The organism is Arthrobacter sp. 05T47, assembly GCF_056395825.1.
This window is the reverse complement of sequence record NZ_JBFTKG010000006.1, coordinates 13,500-30,425: the sequence shown is the minus strand read 5'-3', so window position 1 is coordinate 30,425 and position 16,926 is coordinate 13,500. Positions and strand designations below refer to the sequence as shown.

General features: G+C 67.1%; 15 protein-coding genes and 1 tRNA gene. 1 reads left to right on the top strand and 15 read right to left on the bottom strand.

What is annotated here, in order from left to right; translation table 11 throughout:
- Positions 1-94 precede the first annotated feature (94 nt).
- Positions 95-181: transfer RNA gene (locus AC1DEY_RS07040), tRNA-Ser, on the top strand.
- A 389-nt stretch (positions 182-570) separates the two neighbouring features.
- On the opposite strand, the gene AC1DEY_RS07035 is transcribed toward AC1DEY_RS07040, so the two are convergent.
- From AC1DEY_RS07035 to AC1DEY_RS06965, 15 genes are all read right to left on the bottom strand, one after another.
- Positions 571-1,347 carry a type 1 glutamine amidotransferase domain-containing protein gene (locus tag AC1DEY_RS07035; protein WP_476867325.1) on the bottom strand — a complete coding sequence of 259 codons (777 nt, stop codon included), beginning with the start codon at positions 1,345-1,347 and terminating at the stop codon, positions 571-573.
- Positions 1,348-1,455: 108 nt separating this feature from the next.
- Positions 1,456-1,641: a hypothetical protein gene (locus tag AC1DEY_RS07030; protein ID WP_441410930.1), complete on the bottom strand. Its 186-nt coding sequence runs from the start codon at positions 1,639-1,641 to the stop codon at positions 1,456-1,458.
- 105 nt (positions 1,642-1,746) lie between these two features.
- On the bottom strand, positions 1,747-1,977 hold the full coding sequence (locus AC1DEY_RS07025; protein WP_476867324.1) for a hypothetical protein: 231 nt from the start codon (positions 1,975-1,977) through the stop codon (positions 1,747-1,749).
- Positions 1,978-2,171: 194 nt separating this feature from the next.
- Complete coding sequence (locus AC1DEY_RS07020; protein WP_476867323.1) at positions 2,172-2,810, bottom strand: LutC/YkgG family protein; 639 nt, start codon at positions 2,808-2,810, stop codon at positions 2,172-2,174.
- Positions 2,807-4,387 (bottom strand): LutB/LldF family L-lactate oxidation iron-sulfur protein, encoded by a 1,581-nt coding sequence (locus tag AC1DEY_RS07015; RefSeq protein ID WP_476867322.1) that lies wholly within the window; start codon positions 4,385-4,387, stop codon positions 2,807-2,809. Before AC1DEY_RS07015 ends, AC1DEY_RS07020 begins: the two co-directional genes overlap by 4 nt.
- Positions 4,384-5,187, bottom strand: a complete 804-nt coding sequence (locus tag AC1DEY_RS07010) for a (Fe-S)-binding protein (RefSeq protein ID WP_476867321.1) — start codon at positions 5,185-5,187, stop codon at positions 4,384-4,386. The genes AC1DEY_RS07015 and AC1DEY_RS07010 overlap by 4 nt, the downstream gene beginning before the upstream one ends.
- On the bottom strand, positions 5,184-6,746 hold the full coding sequence (locus AC1DEY_RS07005) for a rhamnulokinase (RefSeq protein ID WP_476867320.1): 1,563 nt from the start codon (positions 6,744-6,746) through the stop codon (positions 5,184-5,186). Before AC1DEY_RS07005 ends, AC1DEY_RS07010 begins: the two co-directional genes overlap by 4 nt.
- On the bottom strand, positions 6,743-8,782 hold the full coding sequence (locus AC1DEY_RS07000; protein ID WP_476867319.1) for a bifunctional aldolase/short-chain dehydrogenase: 2,040 nt from the start codon (positions 8,780-8,782) through the stop codon (positions 6,743-6,745). The genes AC1DEY_RS07005 and AC1DEY_RS07000 overlap by 4 nt, the downstream gene beginning before the upstream one ends.
- A gap of 4 nt (positions 8,783-8,786) precedes the next feature.
- The gene (rhaI, locus tag AC1DEY_RS06995; protein WP_476867318.1) at positions 8,787-9,953 is read right to left on the bottom strand and encodes an L-rhamnose isomerase; all 1,167 of its coding nucleotides are present in this window, start codon (positions 9,951-9,953) and stop codon (positions 8,787-8,789) included.
- Positions 9,950-10,333 (bottom strand): L-rhamnose mutarotase, encoded by a 384-nt coding sequence (locus tag AC1DEY_RS06990; RefSeq protein ID WP_476867317.1) that lies wholly within the window; start codon positions 10,331-10,333, stop codon positions 9,950-9,952. The genes rhaI and AC1DEY_RS06990 overlap by 4 nt, the downstream gene beginning before the upstream one ends.
- Positions 10,330-11,778, bottom strand: coding sequence for an arabinose isomerase (locus tag AC1DEY_RS06985; RefSeq protein WP_476867316.1), 1,449 nt, complete (start codon positions 11,776-11,778; stop codon positions 10,330-10,332). The genes AC1DEY_RS06990 and AC1DEY_RS06985 overlap by 4 nt, the downstream gene beginning before the upstream one ends.
- Before the next feature lie 195 nt (positions 11,779-11,973).
- On the bottom strand, positions 11,974-13,041 hold the full coding sequence (gene rhaS, locus AC1DEY_RS06980; RefSeq protein ID WP_476867315.1) for a rhamnose ABC transporter substrate-binding protein: 1,068 nt from the start codon (positions 13,039-13,041) through the stop codon (positions 11,974-11,976).
- Positions 13,042-13,121: 80 nt separating this feature from the next.
- Positions 13,122-14,204, bottom strand: a complete 1,083-nt coding sequence (locus tag AC1DEY_RS06975; RefSeq protein ID WP_476867314.1) for an ABC transporter permease — start codon at positions 14,202-14,204, stop codon at positions 13,122-13,124.
- On the bottom strand, positions 14,197-15,243 hold the full coding sequence (locus AC1DEY_RS06970) for an ABC transporter permease (RefSeq protein WP_476867313.1): 1,047 nt from the start codon (positions 15,241-15,243) through the stop codon (positions 14,197-14,199). The genes AC1DEY_RS06975 and AC1DEY_RS06970 overlap by 8 nt, the downstream gene beginning before the upstream one ends.
- Positions 15,240-16,784, bottom strand: coding sequence for a sugar ABC transporter ATP-binding protein (locus AC1DEY_RS06965; RefSeq protein WP_476867312.1), 1,545 nt, complete (start codon positions 16,782-16,784; stop codon positions 15,240-15,242). The genes AC1DEY_RS06970 and AC1DEY_RS06965 overlap by 4 nt, the downstream gene beginning before the upstream one ends.
- Positions 16,785-16,926 lie beyond the last annotated feature (142 nt).

Sequence of the window (16,926 nt, the reverse complement as noted above, 5' to 3'; positions counted from 1 at the left end):
GGGGAAGGGTGCGGCGCGCGTTCGCGGTGGTGTGCGGGAGCCGTTGGGGCTCGTTTTGTGGATGGGCGCCTTGCTCCGGTACCCTAGTCAGGTTGGTGACGTGTCCGAGCGGCCGAAGGTGCAACACTCGAAATGTTGTTTGGTGTAAAAGCCAACGTGGGTTCAAATCCCACCGTCACCGCGAACGAGAAAGGCCCTGCTTCCCTTGCAAACAAAGGGAAGCAGGGCCTTTTGCTTTGCCCGGAACTTTCTCGTTGGCATTGAAGGGGTTCTAGGACAAAACGTCTGTAATTGCCGGGCATGCCAGGGGCGTCCTGCCGGGACCCCTGAGCTACCGGACTCGGGCGTCGTGGTCTCGCCCGGCGGATGCGGTCCGGGGGCACTTTGGCACGGACACGCCGCGGACATCGGACCAAAGGGCCGGGATCGTGTCCAAAGGCGCCTCGGACGGTCAACGGCGGTGTCCCGAACTCTCTTAGATGCGCTGGACAGTGTGGTAGCCGGCGCATGCACGACAACTGACGGCCGCCCCTCGTCGGGGCGGCCGTCAGTCTTAGGGGGCTGTTGGTGTTAGTGCTCCGCTTCTGCGGCAGCCTTCTTGGCGTTTTTCTCGGCATCCTTCTCGGCGCGCAGGGCCTCGGTCTCGTGCTGCTCCTCGGCTTTTTCCTGGTGGATGACCGCTGCGAAGAGCTTCTCCATCTCCTTGGCCACGCCCGCGGCTGAGGCCGGGTTCTGGCCGGTCACCAGCCGGTCGTCAACGACGACCTTCTCCTCAAAGACACCAGCGGAGACGTGGGTGGCGCCCTGTTCCTCGAGCCGGTCTGCCAAGAAGAACGGGATGACCTTGTCCTTCCCTGCGGCAACCTCCTCGTCGTTGGTGAAGGCGGCCACCTTCCGGCCCTCGACGAGGCGGAACCCGTTCTCCAATTCCACGTTCAGCAGGCCAGCCGGTCCGTGACACACCGCGCCCACCAAGCCACCGGTGTTGTAGACGCTGGCCACCAGATTCTGCAAGCCTTCGCTGTACGGGAAGTCCCACATGGTGCCGTGGCCTCCCACCAGGAAGACGGCGTCGTACTGGCCGGGATCAACGACGTCGACGCGGGCAGTGTTGTAGAGGCCGGCGCGCGTGGTCTCGTCCTCCGTGAAGGCGACTTGGATGGGATCTTCTGAGTCCACCTCGTCGCGAGGGGGCTGGCCGCCCTGGATGGACGCAAAGTCGACGAAATGCCCGGAATCTTTGAAGACCTTCCAGGGATGTGCAGCTTCGGCCACGTTGTAGCCGGTCTTCTCTCCGGTATCACCGATCTCGGAAACGCTGGTCAGTACCATAAGGATTTTCTTCATGAAGTGCTCCTTTCGTCCAACTTCCACCCTACGCCCAGCCCAATTCGGCCCCTTCTCCCTGCTCGGGTGCCGGAGCAGTTGCCACGCGAAAAGAACGCTCTGAGACGGTTAGTCGTCGCAGTTTTGCAGGACCCAGTTCTGAGCGCGCCAGATGACGTTGTAGAGGTTGTAGGGTGCGACATCAAAGGTGTCCCACTTCTGGCCGACGTGAGCGGTCCAGTCAGGAATGGCGCCACAGCAGACACGGTGTCCGAAGACATAGAACAGTGCATGTGGCAGAGCGCGCTTGATCATGGAATGCCTTTCCATTGTCGCCGGCCCCCAAATGGGGCTAGCGTAGCTGCGCGCTCATAGCGTCATCGTAGCGGACCCTCTGTTCCGGCGAGCGCAGGCAACCGCTCAGATACCTCCGTCGAGCTGCTCCATCTCCAGGCACGCGTCTTCGTAGGAAACTTCGCCGTTCCGGAAGGCCTGCTCCAGTTCCTTGGCCCTGCGACGCGAGTAGGCAGTACTCAGAGTTCCCGTGACGCCGGCCTCGAGATAGTCGAGTCGGGAGTGCGTGGACTGCTGGCCTTGGACTACCAGGTGCCGGCAGATCGCAGTGCGGAACCAGGCGCCAGGATGCATCAAGCGATATGCGTAGGCTCTGGGATCAACTAAGTACATGGTTCCATGGTTCAACTCCCCGCTGAGAAGAACATGAGTATTTTCTGGGCGATTGGCTTTGCCGCGCTCACCGGGCACACCTCATTGCCAGCAGGAAAGCCCTGCGTCCCTCTATTTGCAACTTATTTGCAAGTTGACGCAGGGCCACGTCCCCCCGTCTACCCGCGCACGATCACCACGTCCAGGGTCCGCGGGCCGTGGACTCCTTCGACGCGTTCGAGTTCGATGTCGCTCGTGGCGCTGGGGCCGCTGATCCAGGTCTGCGCGCGGGTGGCGTCGAGCCGGCGAAGGGCCTCCGGCAGGATGGCGGTGATGTCCCCGGCCCGGACAATGCAGATGTGCCGGTCCGGGACGAGGCTGATGACCCGGCGGCCCTGGTCCGGGCCGGCGTCGAGGATGATGGTGCCGGTTTCGGCGACCGCGGCGGCGCTGCCGGTCACGACGGCGTCCACCCCGTCCAGTTCCTCGACGCTGAGCCGGTGCCCGGGGACGTCGGCAACGCGGCGGGAGCCGGCGTCGTCCGCGTCCGCCTCCGCGAACAGGGACTGGTCGAGTCCGTGCGGGACGGCGTAGCGGCCGGTGCCCTCAAGCAGCGTGGCGAGCCGCCGCGGAACCGCCGCCGCATCCTCGACGAAGACGTTTGCCTTGTAGTCCAGGAGCCGGTCCGTCAGGAGCTCGATGAGCTCTTGCTCGCCGAGTCCGGACGCGCGGCGGTAGTCGCGGGGCACCTCGGCCACGGCCGGGGCGTCCCGGAGGGCCGAGCGGATCCGGTCGAGTATTTCTGCGCGCGCGTTCACGGGGTCTCCTCTGTGCCGGCGGGTTCTGTGCCGGCGGATTCGGTACCTGAGCCGTCTGAACCAGCGGCCCCAGCCCCAGAGCCCGGAGCCGGGCCAGCCGGGGCCCGGTGCTCCTTGTCCCACCATTGCCGGAACGACTGTCCGGGCGGGGCCGGGATGTCCCGGCTCTGGGTCCAGCCGGCGGCGATGCCCGGCAGTTTGGTGATCTTCCGGTCCGGTCCGGCGGCCAGCCGGCCCAGGGGCAACGCCTTCTCCACCAGGCCAAGGTTCTTCCCGGAGGACAGCGCCCAGGAGGCCGCCTTCATGCCCAAGTCCATCTGGCTGGGCAATTTCTTCTTGCCGCGTTTGCTGTCCACGTCCTCGCCGCGCAGGTGCACCAGGATGTCCGGGATGTTGATCTTCACCGGGCAGGCGTCGTAGCAGGCCCCGCACAGGGAAGAGGCGTACGGCAGGGAATTGTTCTCCTCGGCCGTGATCCCGGTCAGCAGCGGGGACAGGATCGCGCCGATCGGTCCCGGGTAGGTGGACCCGTAGGCATGCCCGCCGGTGCGCTCGTAGACGGGGCAGACATTCATGCAGGCGCTGCAGCGGATGCAGTTCAGGGCAGAACGGCCCATTTCGTCGGCCAGGGCGGCGCTGCGCCCGTTGTCGAGCAGGACCAGGTGGACGTTCTGCGGCCCGTCGTCGGGCGTGACGCCGGTCCACAGCGAGGTGTACGGGTTCATCCGCTCCCCGGTGGAGGACCGCGGGAGCAGCTGCATGAACACCTCGAGGTCCTCCCAGGCCGGCAGCAGCTTCTCCACGCCCATGACGGTGATGAGGGTTTCCGGGAGCGTCAGGCACATGCGCCCGTTGCCTTCGGATTCGACGACGGCGAGCGTGCCGGAGTCCGCCAGGGCAAAGTTCGCGCCGGACACGGCCACCTTGGCGGTGAGGAACTTGCGGCGCAGATGGGCCCGGGCGGCCGCGGCGAGGCGGGCCGGTTCGTCGGTCAGGTCCGGATCCACGCCGTCCATTTCGCGCAGGAAGATGTCCCGGACCTGGCTGCGGTTCTTGTGGATGGCCGGGACCAGGATGTGGCTGGGCTTGTCGTGGTCCAGCTGGACGATGAGCTCGGCGAGGTCGGTCTCCAACGCCGCGATCCCCTGCTCCTCGAGGTACTCGTTGAGGCCGATTTCCTGGGTGGCCATGGATTTGACCTTGACCACCTCGTCAGCGCCCTGCTCCCGGATGAGGGCGGCGACTATCCGGTTGGCTTCGCCGGCGTCGCGGGCCCAATGGATTGTCCCGCCGCGGGCGGTGAAGTTCCCCTCGAACTCCACGAGCAGTTCCGGCAGCCGGGCCATGACTGATTCCTTGATCACCCGGCCCGCCTCACGCAGCTCCTCCCAGTCGGGCAGCTCCGACACCACAGCCTGCCGTTTGTCCCGGATGGTCCGGGTGGCGTGGCCGAGGTTTGCCCGCAGCTGGGTGTTGCCGAGCTCGCGGTGCGCGGCTTTCGGGAAGGGCTCGTGTTCGTGCAGGTTGCCGATGCCGAAAACCGGCAGGGACGGCATTCCCAGGAATGTGCCGCTCATCGTGCGGTCCTTCCCGTGGTGAGGCGGATGTCGCCGCTGACGGCGGCGGGATATTCGAGGGTGCTGGCCAGGATCTCGGCGAAGTGCATCGTGGTGACGCCGCTGCCCTGCCGGGACAGTCCGCCGCCGATGTGCAGGAGGCAGGAGGCGTCGCCGCCGGCGCAGAGGTCCGCGCCGGTGCCGCAGATGTTGGCGGTCTTGTCCGCGAGCATCGCCGAGGACACGTCCGCGTTCTTCATCGAGAAGGTGCCGCCGAAGCCGCAGCACTGCTCGGCCTCGGGCAGTTCGGCCAATTCGATGCCGCCGACCGAGCGCAGCAGATCCAGCTGCCGGTCGCCAAGCCGGAGCAGCCGCATGCCGTGGCAGCTGGGGTGGTAGGTGATCCGGTGCGGGAAATAAGAGCCCAGCTGCGCCGCGGCATCCGTGACGCCGAGGACATCGACCAGGAGCTGGGAGAGCTCGTAGGTCTTGCGCCCGACGGCGGCTGCCCGGGCTTCCAGCCCGGCGTCCCCGCAGCGGCGGGCGATCATGGAGTGCTGGTGCTTCACGGAGGCGACGCAGGACCCGGAAGGTGCGACGGCGACGTCGTACTCATCTTCTTCGAATGCCGTCACATGGTTGGCGACGACGGGCAGCGCCTCCTTGAAGTAGCCGCTGTTGACGTGCATCTGCCCGCAGCAGGCCTGCCCGGCGGGGAAGATGACCTCGTGGCCGAGGCGCTCGAGGATGGACACCGTGGCTTGGGCCGTCCGCGGGTACATGGCGTCCACGATGCAGGTGGCGAACAACGCGATCCTCACAGGGCACCTCCGGACACGGACCTGGCTGCCGGCTCATGCCCGGCCCGCTGGTCTTCCGCGGCAGGTGAAGGCAGATACTCCGCAGGCTGCTGGGAGGCCCGGACGACGGCCCGCAGCTCGCCCAAGCCACCGCTGAGCGCACCGGCGGCCCGGGCCTGGACCAGGACGTTGCCCAGCGCCGTGGCTTCCACGGGTCCGGCCAGGACGGGTTTGCCGGTGGCGTCGGCGGTGAGCTGGCACAGGAGCCGGTTCTGGGATCCGCCGCCCACAATGTGCACGACGCCGGCGTGCACGTCAGCAAGCCGTTCCGCGTCGGCGAGGGTCCGGGCGTAGCCGGCGGCGAGGCTGTCCAGGATGCACCGCACGATGTGCGCGGGATGCTCGGGCAGGACGGCACCGGTGTTGCGGACCGCGGCCCGGATGCGCTCGGGCATGTTGTCCGGGGCGATGAAAAAGGGGTCGTCGGCGTTGATGACGGGTCCTCCGGGCGGAAGGGTTGCGGCGGCGTCGAGCAGTTCCTCGAGTCCGGGCCGGTAGCCCTCGGCTGCCCAGGTGCGCTGGCATTCGCTGAGGAGCCAGAGGCCGCCGACGTTGCGCAGGTAGCGGATGGTGCCGTCCACGCCGCGTTCGTTGGTGAAGTTCGCGGCCCGGCTGGCCTCGGTCAGGACCGGGTGGGAGAGTTCGACGCCCACCAGGGACCAGGTGCCCGAGGAGACGTAGCCGAATTTCTCCTCATCGCCTCCGCCGCCCGCGGGCACGGCGGCGACGGCCGAGGCGGTGTCGTGCGAGCCCACGGCCACCACCTTCGTGGCAGCCGGCAGCCCCGTCCGTTCCGCGATCCCCGGCAGCAGGGTGCCGACCGTCTCCCCTGGTTGGACCAGCGGCGGGAACAGGTCCTTGGGCAAGCCCAGGGAGGCCAGGAACTCCGTGGCCCACTCCCCCGCGACGGCGTCGAAGAGCCCCGTGGTGGAAGCGTTGGTGGCCTCGGTGCGGCGCTGGCCGGTCAGCAGGAACCCAATGAGGTCCGGGATCAGCAGGGCCTGCACACCGTCCAGCCCGGGCTCGGCGGCGAGCTGGTAGATGGTGTTGAACGGCAGGAACTGCAGCCCCGTAGTGGCGTAGAGACGCGCCGGGTCCAGCTTTTCGTGGACCCGTGCGACGGCGCCGCGGCCCCGGTCGTCGCGGTAGCTGAACGGTGCCGCGAGGAGTTCACCGGCGTCGTTGACCAGGCCGTAGTCCACGGCCCAGGTGTCGATCCCGATGCTGGCGATCCGCTCGCCGCGGGCCGCGGCCGCCGTGGCGGCGGCCGCGAGCCCGGTGAGGACCTCGGCGAACAGTGCGTCGAAGTCCCAGCGGAGGCCGCCGTCGAGCTCCTTGACGCCGTTGGGGAAGCGGTGCACGGTCTCGAGCTCTGCCCTCGTCCCGCCGGGGCTGTGCGCAACCCGGCCCAGGATGACCCGGCCGGAGGACGCACCAATGTCGACGGCGGCAAAGACGCTGCCGGGCACCGTTCCGTTGGTTGCCGGAGCGCTGGCCAGGCCGGGGGCTGCTGTGCTCATCGCAGGAAGGCCGCGGCCACGCCGGCGTCCACGGGGATGTGGAGCCCGGTGGTGTGGGAGAGCTCGCTGCCGGTCAGCACGGCGGCGGCGTTGGCCACGTTCTCGGGCAGGACTTCGCGCTTGAGCAGGGTGCGCTGGGCGTAGTACTTGCCCAGTTCCTGCTCGTCCACGCCGTAGACGGCGGCGCGCTTGGCGCCCCAGCCGCCGGCGAAGATCCCGGAGCCGCGGACCACGCCGTCGGGGTTGATGCCGTTGACCCGGATCCCGTACTCGCCCAGTTCCGCGGCCAGGAGCCGGACCTGGTGGGCCTGGTCTGCCTTGGTGGCGGAGTAGGCGATGTTGTTCGGCCCGGCGAACACGGAGTTTTTGGAGGAGATGTAAATGATGTCCCCGCCCATCTCCTGGCCGATCATCACCTGCGCGGCGGCCTTGGCCACCAGGAACGAGCCCTTGGCCATGACGTTGTGCTGCAGGTCCCAGTCCTTCTCCGTGGTTTCCAGGAGCGGCTTGGAGATGGAGAGCCCGGCGTTGTTGACCACCAGGTCCAGTCCGCCGAAGGCCAGGACGGCTGCCTGGATGGCCGCGGCGATCTGGGCTTCGTCTGTGACGTCGGCCTGGACGCCGATCGCGACGTCGGAGCCGCCGAGTTCCGCGGCCACCTTTTCAGCGTTCTCGAGGTTCAGGTCCGCGATGACCACGCACGCGCCGTCGGCGGCGAAGCGGGTGGCGATCGCCTTGCCGATGCCCGACGCCGCCCCGGTCACCAGGGCGATCCGGCCCGCGTGGGATTTCGGCTTGGGCATCCGGGCCAGCTTCGCCTCTTCCAGGGCCCAGTATTCGATCCGGAACTTCTCGGATTCCTCGATCGGGGCGTAGCTGGAGACGGCCTCGGCGCCGCGCATGACGTTGATGGCGTTCAGGTAGAACTCCCCCGCCACCCGGGCGGTCTGCTTGTTTGCCCCGAAGGAGAACATGCCCACCCCGGGAACCAGGACGATCGCCGGGTCCGCGCCGCGCAGGGCTGGGCTGTCCGGGGTCGCGTGCCGGTCGTAGTACCCCTGGTAGTCCTCGCGGTAGGCGGTGTGGAGTTCCTTGAGCCGGGCCACGGAGTCCTCGATCGAGGCGTCCGCGGGCAGGTCCAGGACCAGCGGCTTGACCTTGGTGCGCAGGAAGTGGTCCGGGCAGGACGTGCCCAGGGCCCCGAGCCGGGGATGTTCGGCGGCTTCGAGGAAGTCCAGGACGGCGGGGGCGTCGCTGAAATGGCCCAGCTGCGGCTTGTCCGTGGAGGCGAGGCCGCGGATCACGGGGGCCAGTGCTGCGGCCTTCGCGCGGCGCTCGGTCTCCGGGAGGGCGGCGTAGCCGGGGAGCTTCGGCCCGAACGGCTCGGCCCGGCCGTGGTCCTTGATGTATTGCTCGGCCTGCTCGATGATCCACAGCGAGTTGGCTTCGGCTTCCTCGCTGGTGGCGCCCCAGGCAGTGATGCCGTGGCCGCCGAGGATGGTGCCCACGGCGTGCGGGTTCGCGTCCTTGATCGCGGCGATGTCCAGGCCCAGCTGGAAGCCGGGGCGCCGCCAGGGCACCCACGCCACCTTCTCGCCGAAGATCTCCTTGGTGAGGGCCTCGCCGTCGGCGGCCGTGGCAATGGCAATGCCGGAGTCCGGGTGCAGGTGGTCCACGTGCGCGGCGTCGACCAGCCCGTGCATGGCGGTATCGATTGACGGCGCCGCGCCGCCCTTGCCGTGCAGGCAGTAGTCGAAAGCGGCCACCATTTCGTCTTCACGCTCGACGCCGGGGTACACGTTCTTGAGCGCCTGCAGCCGGTCCAGCCGCAGGACGGCAAGGCCCTCGGCCTTCAGCGTGCCCAGGTCCCCGCCGGAGCCCTTGACCCACAGGAGCTCGACGTCCTCGCCGGTCACCGGGTCCTTCTCGGTGCCCTTGGCGGAGGTGTTGCCGCCGGCGAAGTTGGTGTTCCGCTTGTCCGCGCCCAGGCGGTTGGAGCGGGCAATCAGTTCTTCAACGGTCTTGTTCTCAGTCATAGCTCTAGGCGCCCCATCCGGCTTGCTGGCCGCCGACGCGGTCCTCGTTGATCTTCTTCTGGTAGCCGCTGGCTTTGAAGGCGGCCAGCGGGTCCGCGGGCAGGCCGCGGGATTCACGCCACTGCGCCAGGGCAGGGCGGACATCGGTGTAGAACGCATCGTTGAAGATGCCGTTGGCGGCCAGGACGTCGCCGTTGCGCTGGGCCTCGGCGAGTGCGTCGGTGTCGATGAGCAGGGCGCGGGCGGTCATTTCCTGGACGTTGAGCACGGAGCGGATCTGGCCCGGGATCTTTTCCTCCAGGTTGTGGCACTGGTCCAGCATCAGGGCGACGCCGGACTCTTTGCCGAAGCCGCCGCCGCGGATGACCTCGTGCATGATCCGGAACAGCTGGAAGGGATCGGCCGCGCCGACGATCAGGTCGTCGTCGGCGTAGAAGCGGGAGTTGAAGTCGAAGGAGCCGAGCTTGCCCAGGCGCAGCAGCTGCATGACGATGAATTCGATGTTGGTCCCGGGGGCGTGGTGGCCGGTGTCCAGGCAGACGAAGGCCTTCTCGCCCAGGGCCAGGGTCTGCGCGTAGGAGGTGCCCCAGTCCGGGACGTCGGTGTGGTAGAAAGCCGGCTCGAAGAACTTGTACTCCAGGACCAGGCGCTGCGCCGCGCCGAGCCCGGCGTAGATCTCCTGCAGGGATTCCGCGAGGCGGTCCTGCCGGCCGCGCATGTCGTCCTGGCCCGGGTAGTTGGTGCCGTCCGCGAGCCAGATCTTCAAATCGCGCGAGCCCGTGGCGTGCATGATCTCAAGGCACTCGAGGTGGTGGTCGATTGCGCGGCGGCGGACCGCAGGGTTGGAAGAGGTCAGGGAGCCGAACTTGTACTCGTCGTCCTGGAACGTGTTGGAGTTGATGGTGCCTAGGCTGACGCCGAGGTCCGCTGCATACTCCTTCAGCGCCGCGTAGTCATCGACCTTGTCCCAGGGAATGTGCAGCGCCACGGTCGGGGCCAGTCCGGTGAGTTCGTGGACCTTCGCGGCGTCGGCCAGCTTCTCGTGGACGGTGCGCGGAGTGCCGGGGGTGCCGAACACCTTGAAGCGGGTGCCGGAGTTGCCGTAGGCCCAGGAGGGGACCTCGATGGCGAGTTCCCCGAGGCGGCCCAGGGCCGTTTCTGTGGTGTTCATGATTGTTCCTTTTGCGGTTGGTGGTTGTCCCCGGGGGCGTTGGCCGCGGACAACTGGTCCTCGAGATTGAAGATTTCGGTGAGCTGGAGGAAGCTCTGGTCCGGCGCCCCGGCGAGGTCGTCGAAGAATCCGGCCATCTCGGTCTGCCAGCGGCTGTTCACCTCAGTCAGGGCCATGCGGGCCTGGGCGCCGGTCAGGCTGTCTGTTTCGAAGTAGCCGATCAGGAGTCCGTCGGGCCGGAGGAAGAGTGAGTAGTTGTTCCAGCCGGAAGCCTTGAGGGCCCGGAGCATCTCCGGCCAGACGGCGGCGTGCCGACGGGTGTATTCCTCGATCAGCCGGGGCTTGACCTGGAGTTGGAAGCAGACGCGCTGGGTGCTCATGAGAGCACCACGTGGCGGTGTTCGATGCCCAGGAGGGATGCGGCGGCCTTGATGTCGGCGGCCCGGTGGCCGACGCACAGGGCCCAGTGGTGGCCGATTCCGGTCTGGCTCCACTGGTCCACCCAGAGCCCGGGATCCCCGCCGAAGTCCACGCGGGAGGTCGTGTTTCCGATCTGGAGGAGCGGCCCCGGGACAACTTCGCCCTCGGAGGTGACGAACACGTAGCTTCCGTCCGGGTCCTGGCCGAGGCCGAAGGTGGTGACGGGGCCGTGGCGCACATCGAATTCGACTGAGACACCCCAGCCGCGCTTGCCGTGGTAGATGCCGAGTCCGCGCAGCAGCGGCTCCTGGGCGGACACGGCCAGGTGGGCCGGACCGTCGTGTCCCATTTCGACCACGTTGTCGACGAAGTTTAGGGCCTGGATCTCGGTAAATGATCCCCCGGCGCCGATCGCCTGGGCCGCCAGCATGGCGATGGAGGTCCGCAGCTCGAACTCGCCGGCCATCGGGATGCCCCGGGCCGTCAGGATGGAGGAGCCCAGGATCATCCCGGCGCCGAGCCGTTCATGCTGTTCACCGGCCAGTCCGCGGTGGTAGTACGCCACGGAGTCCAGGTCAAAGTCCTCCACGAGGCGGTCCAAGCCCACCGACACCTTCGCACCCCACGCGAAGTCGTCGTCGTTCACAGAGTCATCCACAACGAAGAGTTCGCGGGCAAGCTCCAGGCGTTCGGACACCTCCGCCTCCGTGACGGCGTTGACCCGTTCGCGGAGGTCATCGAATTCGAGCACCTCCACGTGGGAGCCGAAGGTGGTGGAAACGGTGGTGAGGTCGGTGGCGACATCCAGCATGCCCGGATAGAGGTGGCCCATGAGCCCGTGCCGGGCATTGCGGAGCCGGGCGCGGACGCCGGCGGCGTGGACCCACGCGGTGATCCGCTCCCAGGCGGACTCCTGCTTGAGGTGCCCGGAGACTGAGCGGAAGTCGATCCCGGCCCGGCGGAAGACGTTGGCGACCTCCGGCACCGGGCATTGGCCGCAGTAGGCCAGCCACTTGCCGGTGTCAAAGTTGGCATGGTCCATCGCTTCGGTTGGCTGCAGGTCGATCACCAGGACGGGGGTCTTCGCCCGCTGGGCGATGGGCAGGACCATGGAGGACGTCAGGTACGTGGTGAGGAAGATGACGATGAGGTCGCAGTCCGCGACGCGGAGCTTTTCGCCGGCCGCGGCGGCTTCCTGCGCGTCGGAGATGAAGCCGGTGTCGACGACGTCGGCGTCGAGTCCCTGGAAGCGGCTGGTGACGTAGCGGACGGAGTCCCGCAGCTGCGGCAACAGCTCTGGAAACTGGGGCCAGTAGGCGCCCAGACCGCCGGAGACCAGCCCGATGCGGGTGGGGCGGCGGCGGTGCGGATGCAGCAGCCGATCTACCGGTTGTTTCTGGTTCATGTGGGGGCCTTCCGGCATGAAATGGGGGTTCTGGGGCTCCGGAACGCGGTTTCCGGGCACGGCGGCGGAGCAGGGCGCCGTGGTCCCGGTGCTGTGGCACCGGTGATGTGGAACAGATGTAGAAGTAGGAGAAGGAGAGGTGCCGGGCGGGCTGTCGGCGGCCCGCCCGGCCGCTCAGTATGGGTCAGGAACGGATTAGAAGTTGTACTTGTCGATGTTCTCGGCGTTGAAGACGGTCGGCGGGCCGACGATCACCAAGCCGCCCTTTTCGACTTTGCGTTCGCCCAGCTCGCCGGCGGTGAAGGTGTCCCCTTCGGCGCCGGTGATCTTGCCGTCCTTGAGGGCCTTGCCAGCGAAGGCCGCAACATAGCCAAGCTGTGCCGGATCCCAGAGGGCGAACTCCTTGACGGTGCCGTCCTTCACGAAGGGCCGCATTTCATTCGGGAGCCCCAGCCCGGTGAGGGCAACCTTGCCCTTGTACGCGGACGTTGAGAGGTAACGGGCGGTGGCGGCGATGCCCACGGTGGTCGGGGAGATAATGCCCTTCAGGTTCGGGTGCGCCTGCATGAGGCCCTGGGCTTCCTGGAAGGACTTGGTGTCGTTGTCATCGCCGTAGACCTTGGCCACAAGCTTGATGTCCTTGTACGCGGGGTTGGAGGCGAGCTCCTCCTCCATGTACTTGATCCACTCGTTCTGGTTGGTGGCGTTGGCCGTGGCGGACAGGATGGCGATCTCGCCGCTGCCGCCGATCTGCTCGGAAATCAGCTTGGTCTGGATCAGGGCAACGTCCTTGGCGACGACCTGGCTGATGAAGACGTCGCGGCAGTCGGGATTGGTGTCCGAGTCGAACGCGACGATCTTGGCGCCAGCGGACCGGGCTTCGCCGAGGGCCGTGCAGACGGCGTCGGGGTCATTGGCGGCAATCGCGATGACGTTCGTGCCGGCCTGCGTCTCGGCGTTGATGAACGAAACCTGGCTGGAGGCGGAGGCTTCCAGCGGTCCGACGACCTGCGAGGAGGCGAATCCTGCCTCGGTGGCACCCTTCTTGCCGCCGCCCAGGACGACGTCCGTGTACGGGTTGTTCAGTTGCTTGGGGATGAAGGTGATCTTCTGGTCCCCGCCGCCTGCCGAGGGGCTGCTGGTGTCGCTGGAGGATGCAGAGCCGCTGTTGCAGGCTGTCAGCGCCAGTGCGGCCACGGCGGTGATGGCCACCATGCTTCCCAGTCGGCCGGTCCGGCCCTTGTTCTTGCGGTTCAACATCATTGTTCTTCCCTTTTCCTTCGTGCGGTCGGTACGGCCGGCCCCAGGCGGGCGCGGTTTGTGGTGGTGCTGGTGTGCAAATTTCAGGTGGCCTTGCGGGTGAAACTTCGGCGGACGCGGCGGGTGTGCCGCCATTGCCTGATGGCGGAGCCGATGCTCGGCGCCACCACCGAGAAGATCAGCAGCAGGCCGGTCACCGTGATGAGGACGACGTCGGACACCCGGGCCAGGCGAAGGGCGTAGTTGAGCGTCCCGATCAGCAGGACACCGGCGATGACGCCGGGGATGGAGCCCTTGCCGCCGAAGATCGACACGCCGCCGAGCAGGACGGCGGCGATGACGGCCAGTTCCAGGCCGGAGGCGTTGTCGCTGCGGGCGCTGGTGTAGCGCAGCGTCCAGTAGATGCCGGCCAGCGCCGAGACGGCGCCGGACCCGACGTAGAGCCAGAACTTGCTGCGGGCCACGTTGATGCCGACGAAGCTGGCGGCTTCCTTGCTGTAGCCCATCGCATAGAGGCCGCGTCCGAACGGCGTGAAGTGCAGCAGCACGCCGAAGAAGACCATCACCACGACGACGCCGATCATCACCGTGGGGATGCCGGTGCCGCCGATTTTGGAGGTGAAGAAGGCGGTCAGCGCCTTGGGGAAGTTGGCCACGGCGTTGTCGCCGATGATGACCAGGGCCAGGCCGCGGAACAGCGCCAGGGTGCCGATGGTCACCGCCAGGGAGGGCAGGCCGAGGACCGCGATCAGGAAGCCGTTGAACATGCCGGCGGCAATTCCTGCCAGCAGGCTGATTGCCAGGGCCAGCCATATGTCCGTCCCGCCGGCCCAGAGGACGCCCATCAGGGCGCTGGTCAGGCCGGCGGTACTGGCCACGGACAGGTCGATTTCGCCCGTGATGATGATCAGCGTCATCGGCATGGCGATCAGCAGGACCGGGATGACGTCCAGGAGCAGGAAGCCGGTGGTGACCGGCGAGGCGAAGCGCGGGATGGCGATTGCTGCGTAGATCAGGAAAGCAATCAGGGCGTAGATGGTGATGGCGTCCCGGCCGGTCAGGATCCGTGCGGCGCCGGTCCGGCCCTTCGGTTCGCTGGCCAGCGGCTTGGTGTTGTCAGCCACGGCGGCCGGCGCCGTGCTGGTGGTGGACGTGGTTTCAGACATTGCGAGCCTCGCTAATCCGCAGTTTCTTGGCTGTGCGCAGGCTGGCCACGCGGTCGATGATGATGGCGGTGAGGATCAGTACGCCGACGATCGCCTGCTGCCAGAATTTGTCCACCCGCAGGGCGGTCAGGGAACTGGTGATGGTGGTCAGGAGCACGGCGCCGAGCGCGGCCCCGGTCACCGATCCGCTGCCGCCGAAGATCGCTACGCCACCGACGACGGCGGCCGCCACCACGGTCAGTTCCATGCCGGTGCCGGTGGTGGCTCCGACGGAGTTGAAGCGGCTGGCGTAGAGCACCCCGGCCAGCCCGGCGAGCGCGCCGTTGGCCAGGAACGCGAGGAACACGCGCTTGGAGACCTTGATGCCGAAGGCAGTGGCCGCGTCCGGATCCGAGCCGATGGCGTACAGGTCACGGCCCGGACGGGTGCCGGACATGTAGATGGCGACGGCGATCACGACGCCGATGGCCAGCAGCGTGATGACGGGGAACCCCAGAAAGGTGTTCACCGAGAGGGCGCCGAACTCCTCCGGACGGTCGCCCGCGAAGTACTGCTTGCCGCCGGCCCAGGCGTTGTTCAGGCCGCGGTACACGTAGAGCGTCCCGAGTGTGATGACCAGGGCGGGCACTTTGGCCAGGGTGACCAGGGCGCCGTTGACGGCGCCCAGCAGCGCCCCGAAGGCCATGCCGATCACAAAGACTGCGATAATCGGCACGTCGGGCATAGCCGAGAAAAGGGTGCCGGTGCCGAAGGCGACCAGCCCCAGCATGGAGCCGACGGAAAGGTCGATGTTCCTGGTGATGATCAGCAGGGTCTGCCCTACCGCCAGAATCATGATGATCGTGGCGTTGAGCAGCAGGTCCTTCACGCCCTGCGCGGTGAGGAACAGCGGGTTGATCAGGTAGGTGACGAGTACCAGCAGTGCCAGCGCGATCAGCACTGGGAGTTCGCGCATCCGCAGCAGCGAGGCGACGGCGTCCCGGGCGCCGGCTGCGGGTGCCGGCGTCGTTGCGTTCTTGTGGTCCAGAGCTGAGCTCACAGGGTTCCTCCTGCGGAAGACGTGGCGGCGTGCATGACCGATTCGGGATTCGCATCGGCACGGTCGAGTTCGGCGGTGATCCGGCCTTCGCGCATGACCAGGACGCGGTCAGCCATGCCGAGGACCTCGGGCAGTTCGGAGGAGATCATCAGGATCGCGATCCCGCGCCCGGCGAGGTCCGAAATGAGCCGATGCACCTCGCTCTTGGTGCCGACGTCGATGCCGCGGGTGGGCTCGTCGATGATCAGCAGCCGCGGGTCCGTGGCCAACCACTTGGCGAGCACCACCTTTTGCTGGTTGCCGCCGGAGAGCGTGGAGACGGCGTACTCCTGCGAGCCGGTCTTCACCTGGAGCCGTTTGCTCCATTCCTGGGCCGCGCGCCGCTCGGCGCCCCCGTTGATCAGCCCCGCCGTCGTGTACTTGTTGCGCAGCGTGAGCGTGACGTTCCGGGCCACGGACAAGTCCATCACCAGGCCCTGCTTGCGGCGGTCCTCCGGCACGAAGCCCATGCCGGCGGTGATGGCCACCTGGGGATTCCGCGGCTTGAGCTTGCGTCCCTCGAAGGTGATATCGCCGGCGTCGTAGGGGTCGATACCGAATACGGCGCGTGCCACCTCGGTGCGGCCGGCGCCGACGAGGCCGGCCAAGGCAACGATTTCCCCGGCGCGGACCTCGAAGCTGATATCGCGGAACACCCCGGCGCGGCTGAGGCCGTCCACTTTCAGGACCACGTCGCCGATCTCGGCAGGGGTCTTGGGGAACAAGGCGCCAATGTCGCGGCCCACCATCTCGCGAACGATCTGCTCGACGGTGACGTCGGCCGTGCGGTGGGTGGAGATGTACCGGCCGTCCCGCATTACGGTGATGCGGTCGCACAGGTCAAAGACCTCGTCGAAACGGTGCGAAATGAAGAGGATGCCGGTCCCCCGGTCCCGGAGGCTCCGGGCCACGGAGAACAGCCGTTCCACCTCGACGCCGCTGAGGGCTGCCGTGGGCTCGTCCATCACCAGGACTTTGGCGTCCAGCGAAATGGCCTTGGCGATTTCAATGATCTGCTGGTCCGCGATGGACAGGCCTTCGGCGATGCGGGTCGGGTCGATCGGAACGCCAAGCCGCTCGAACAGCTTGCGCGCCTCCCTGACCATGATCGCTTTGCTGATGAGCCCGAAACGGCCCTTGGGCTGGCGGCCGATGAAGATGTTCTCCGCGACGCTCAGGTCCGGGAAGAGTGTGGGTTCCTGGTAGATGACCGAGATTCCGGCGTCCTTGCTCTCGGCAACATTGCGGAACTGGACGCTCTGGCCTGCCACCTGGAAGTCGCCGGAATCGGGATGGTGCAGGCCTGCGAGGATTTTCACCAGCGTGGATTTGCCGGCGCCGTTCTCGCCGACGAGTGCGTGGATTTCGCCAGCCTCGATGTGGATGGTGCCGTCGGCCAAGGCGACCACCGGGCCGAAAGTCTTGGCTGCGTGGGAGAGCGAGAGAACCGGAACCTGCTCCCCCTCAGCGGGGCCGGACCGGGAACTGTGTGTCTGCTGCATAAAATTGACCGCACCTTTGGGGCTTAGTGAACACTGCCTTAGTGAACGCTGGAATGAATCGTTTCATAACCAGTTGTGATTTGAATCATAAGGTCTTCAAATCAACACGTCAACTGCCGTCACGCATCCATTACGCRGCTTT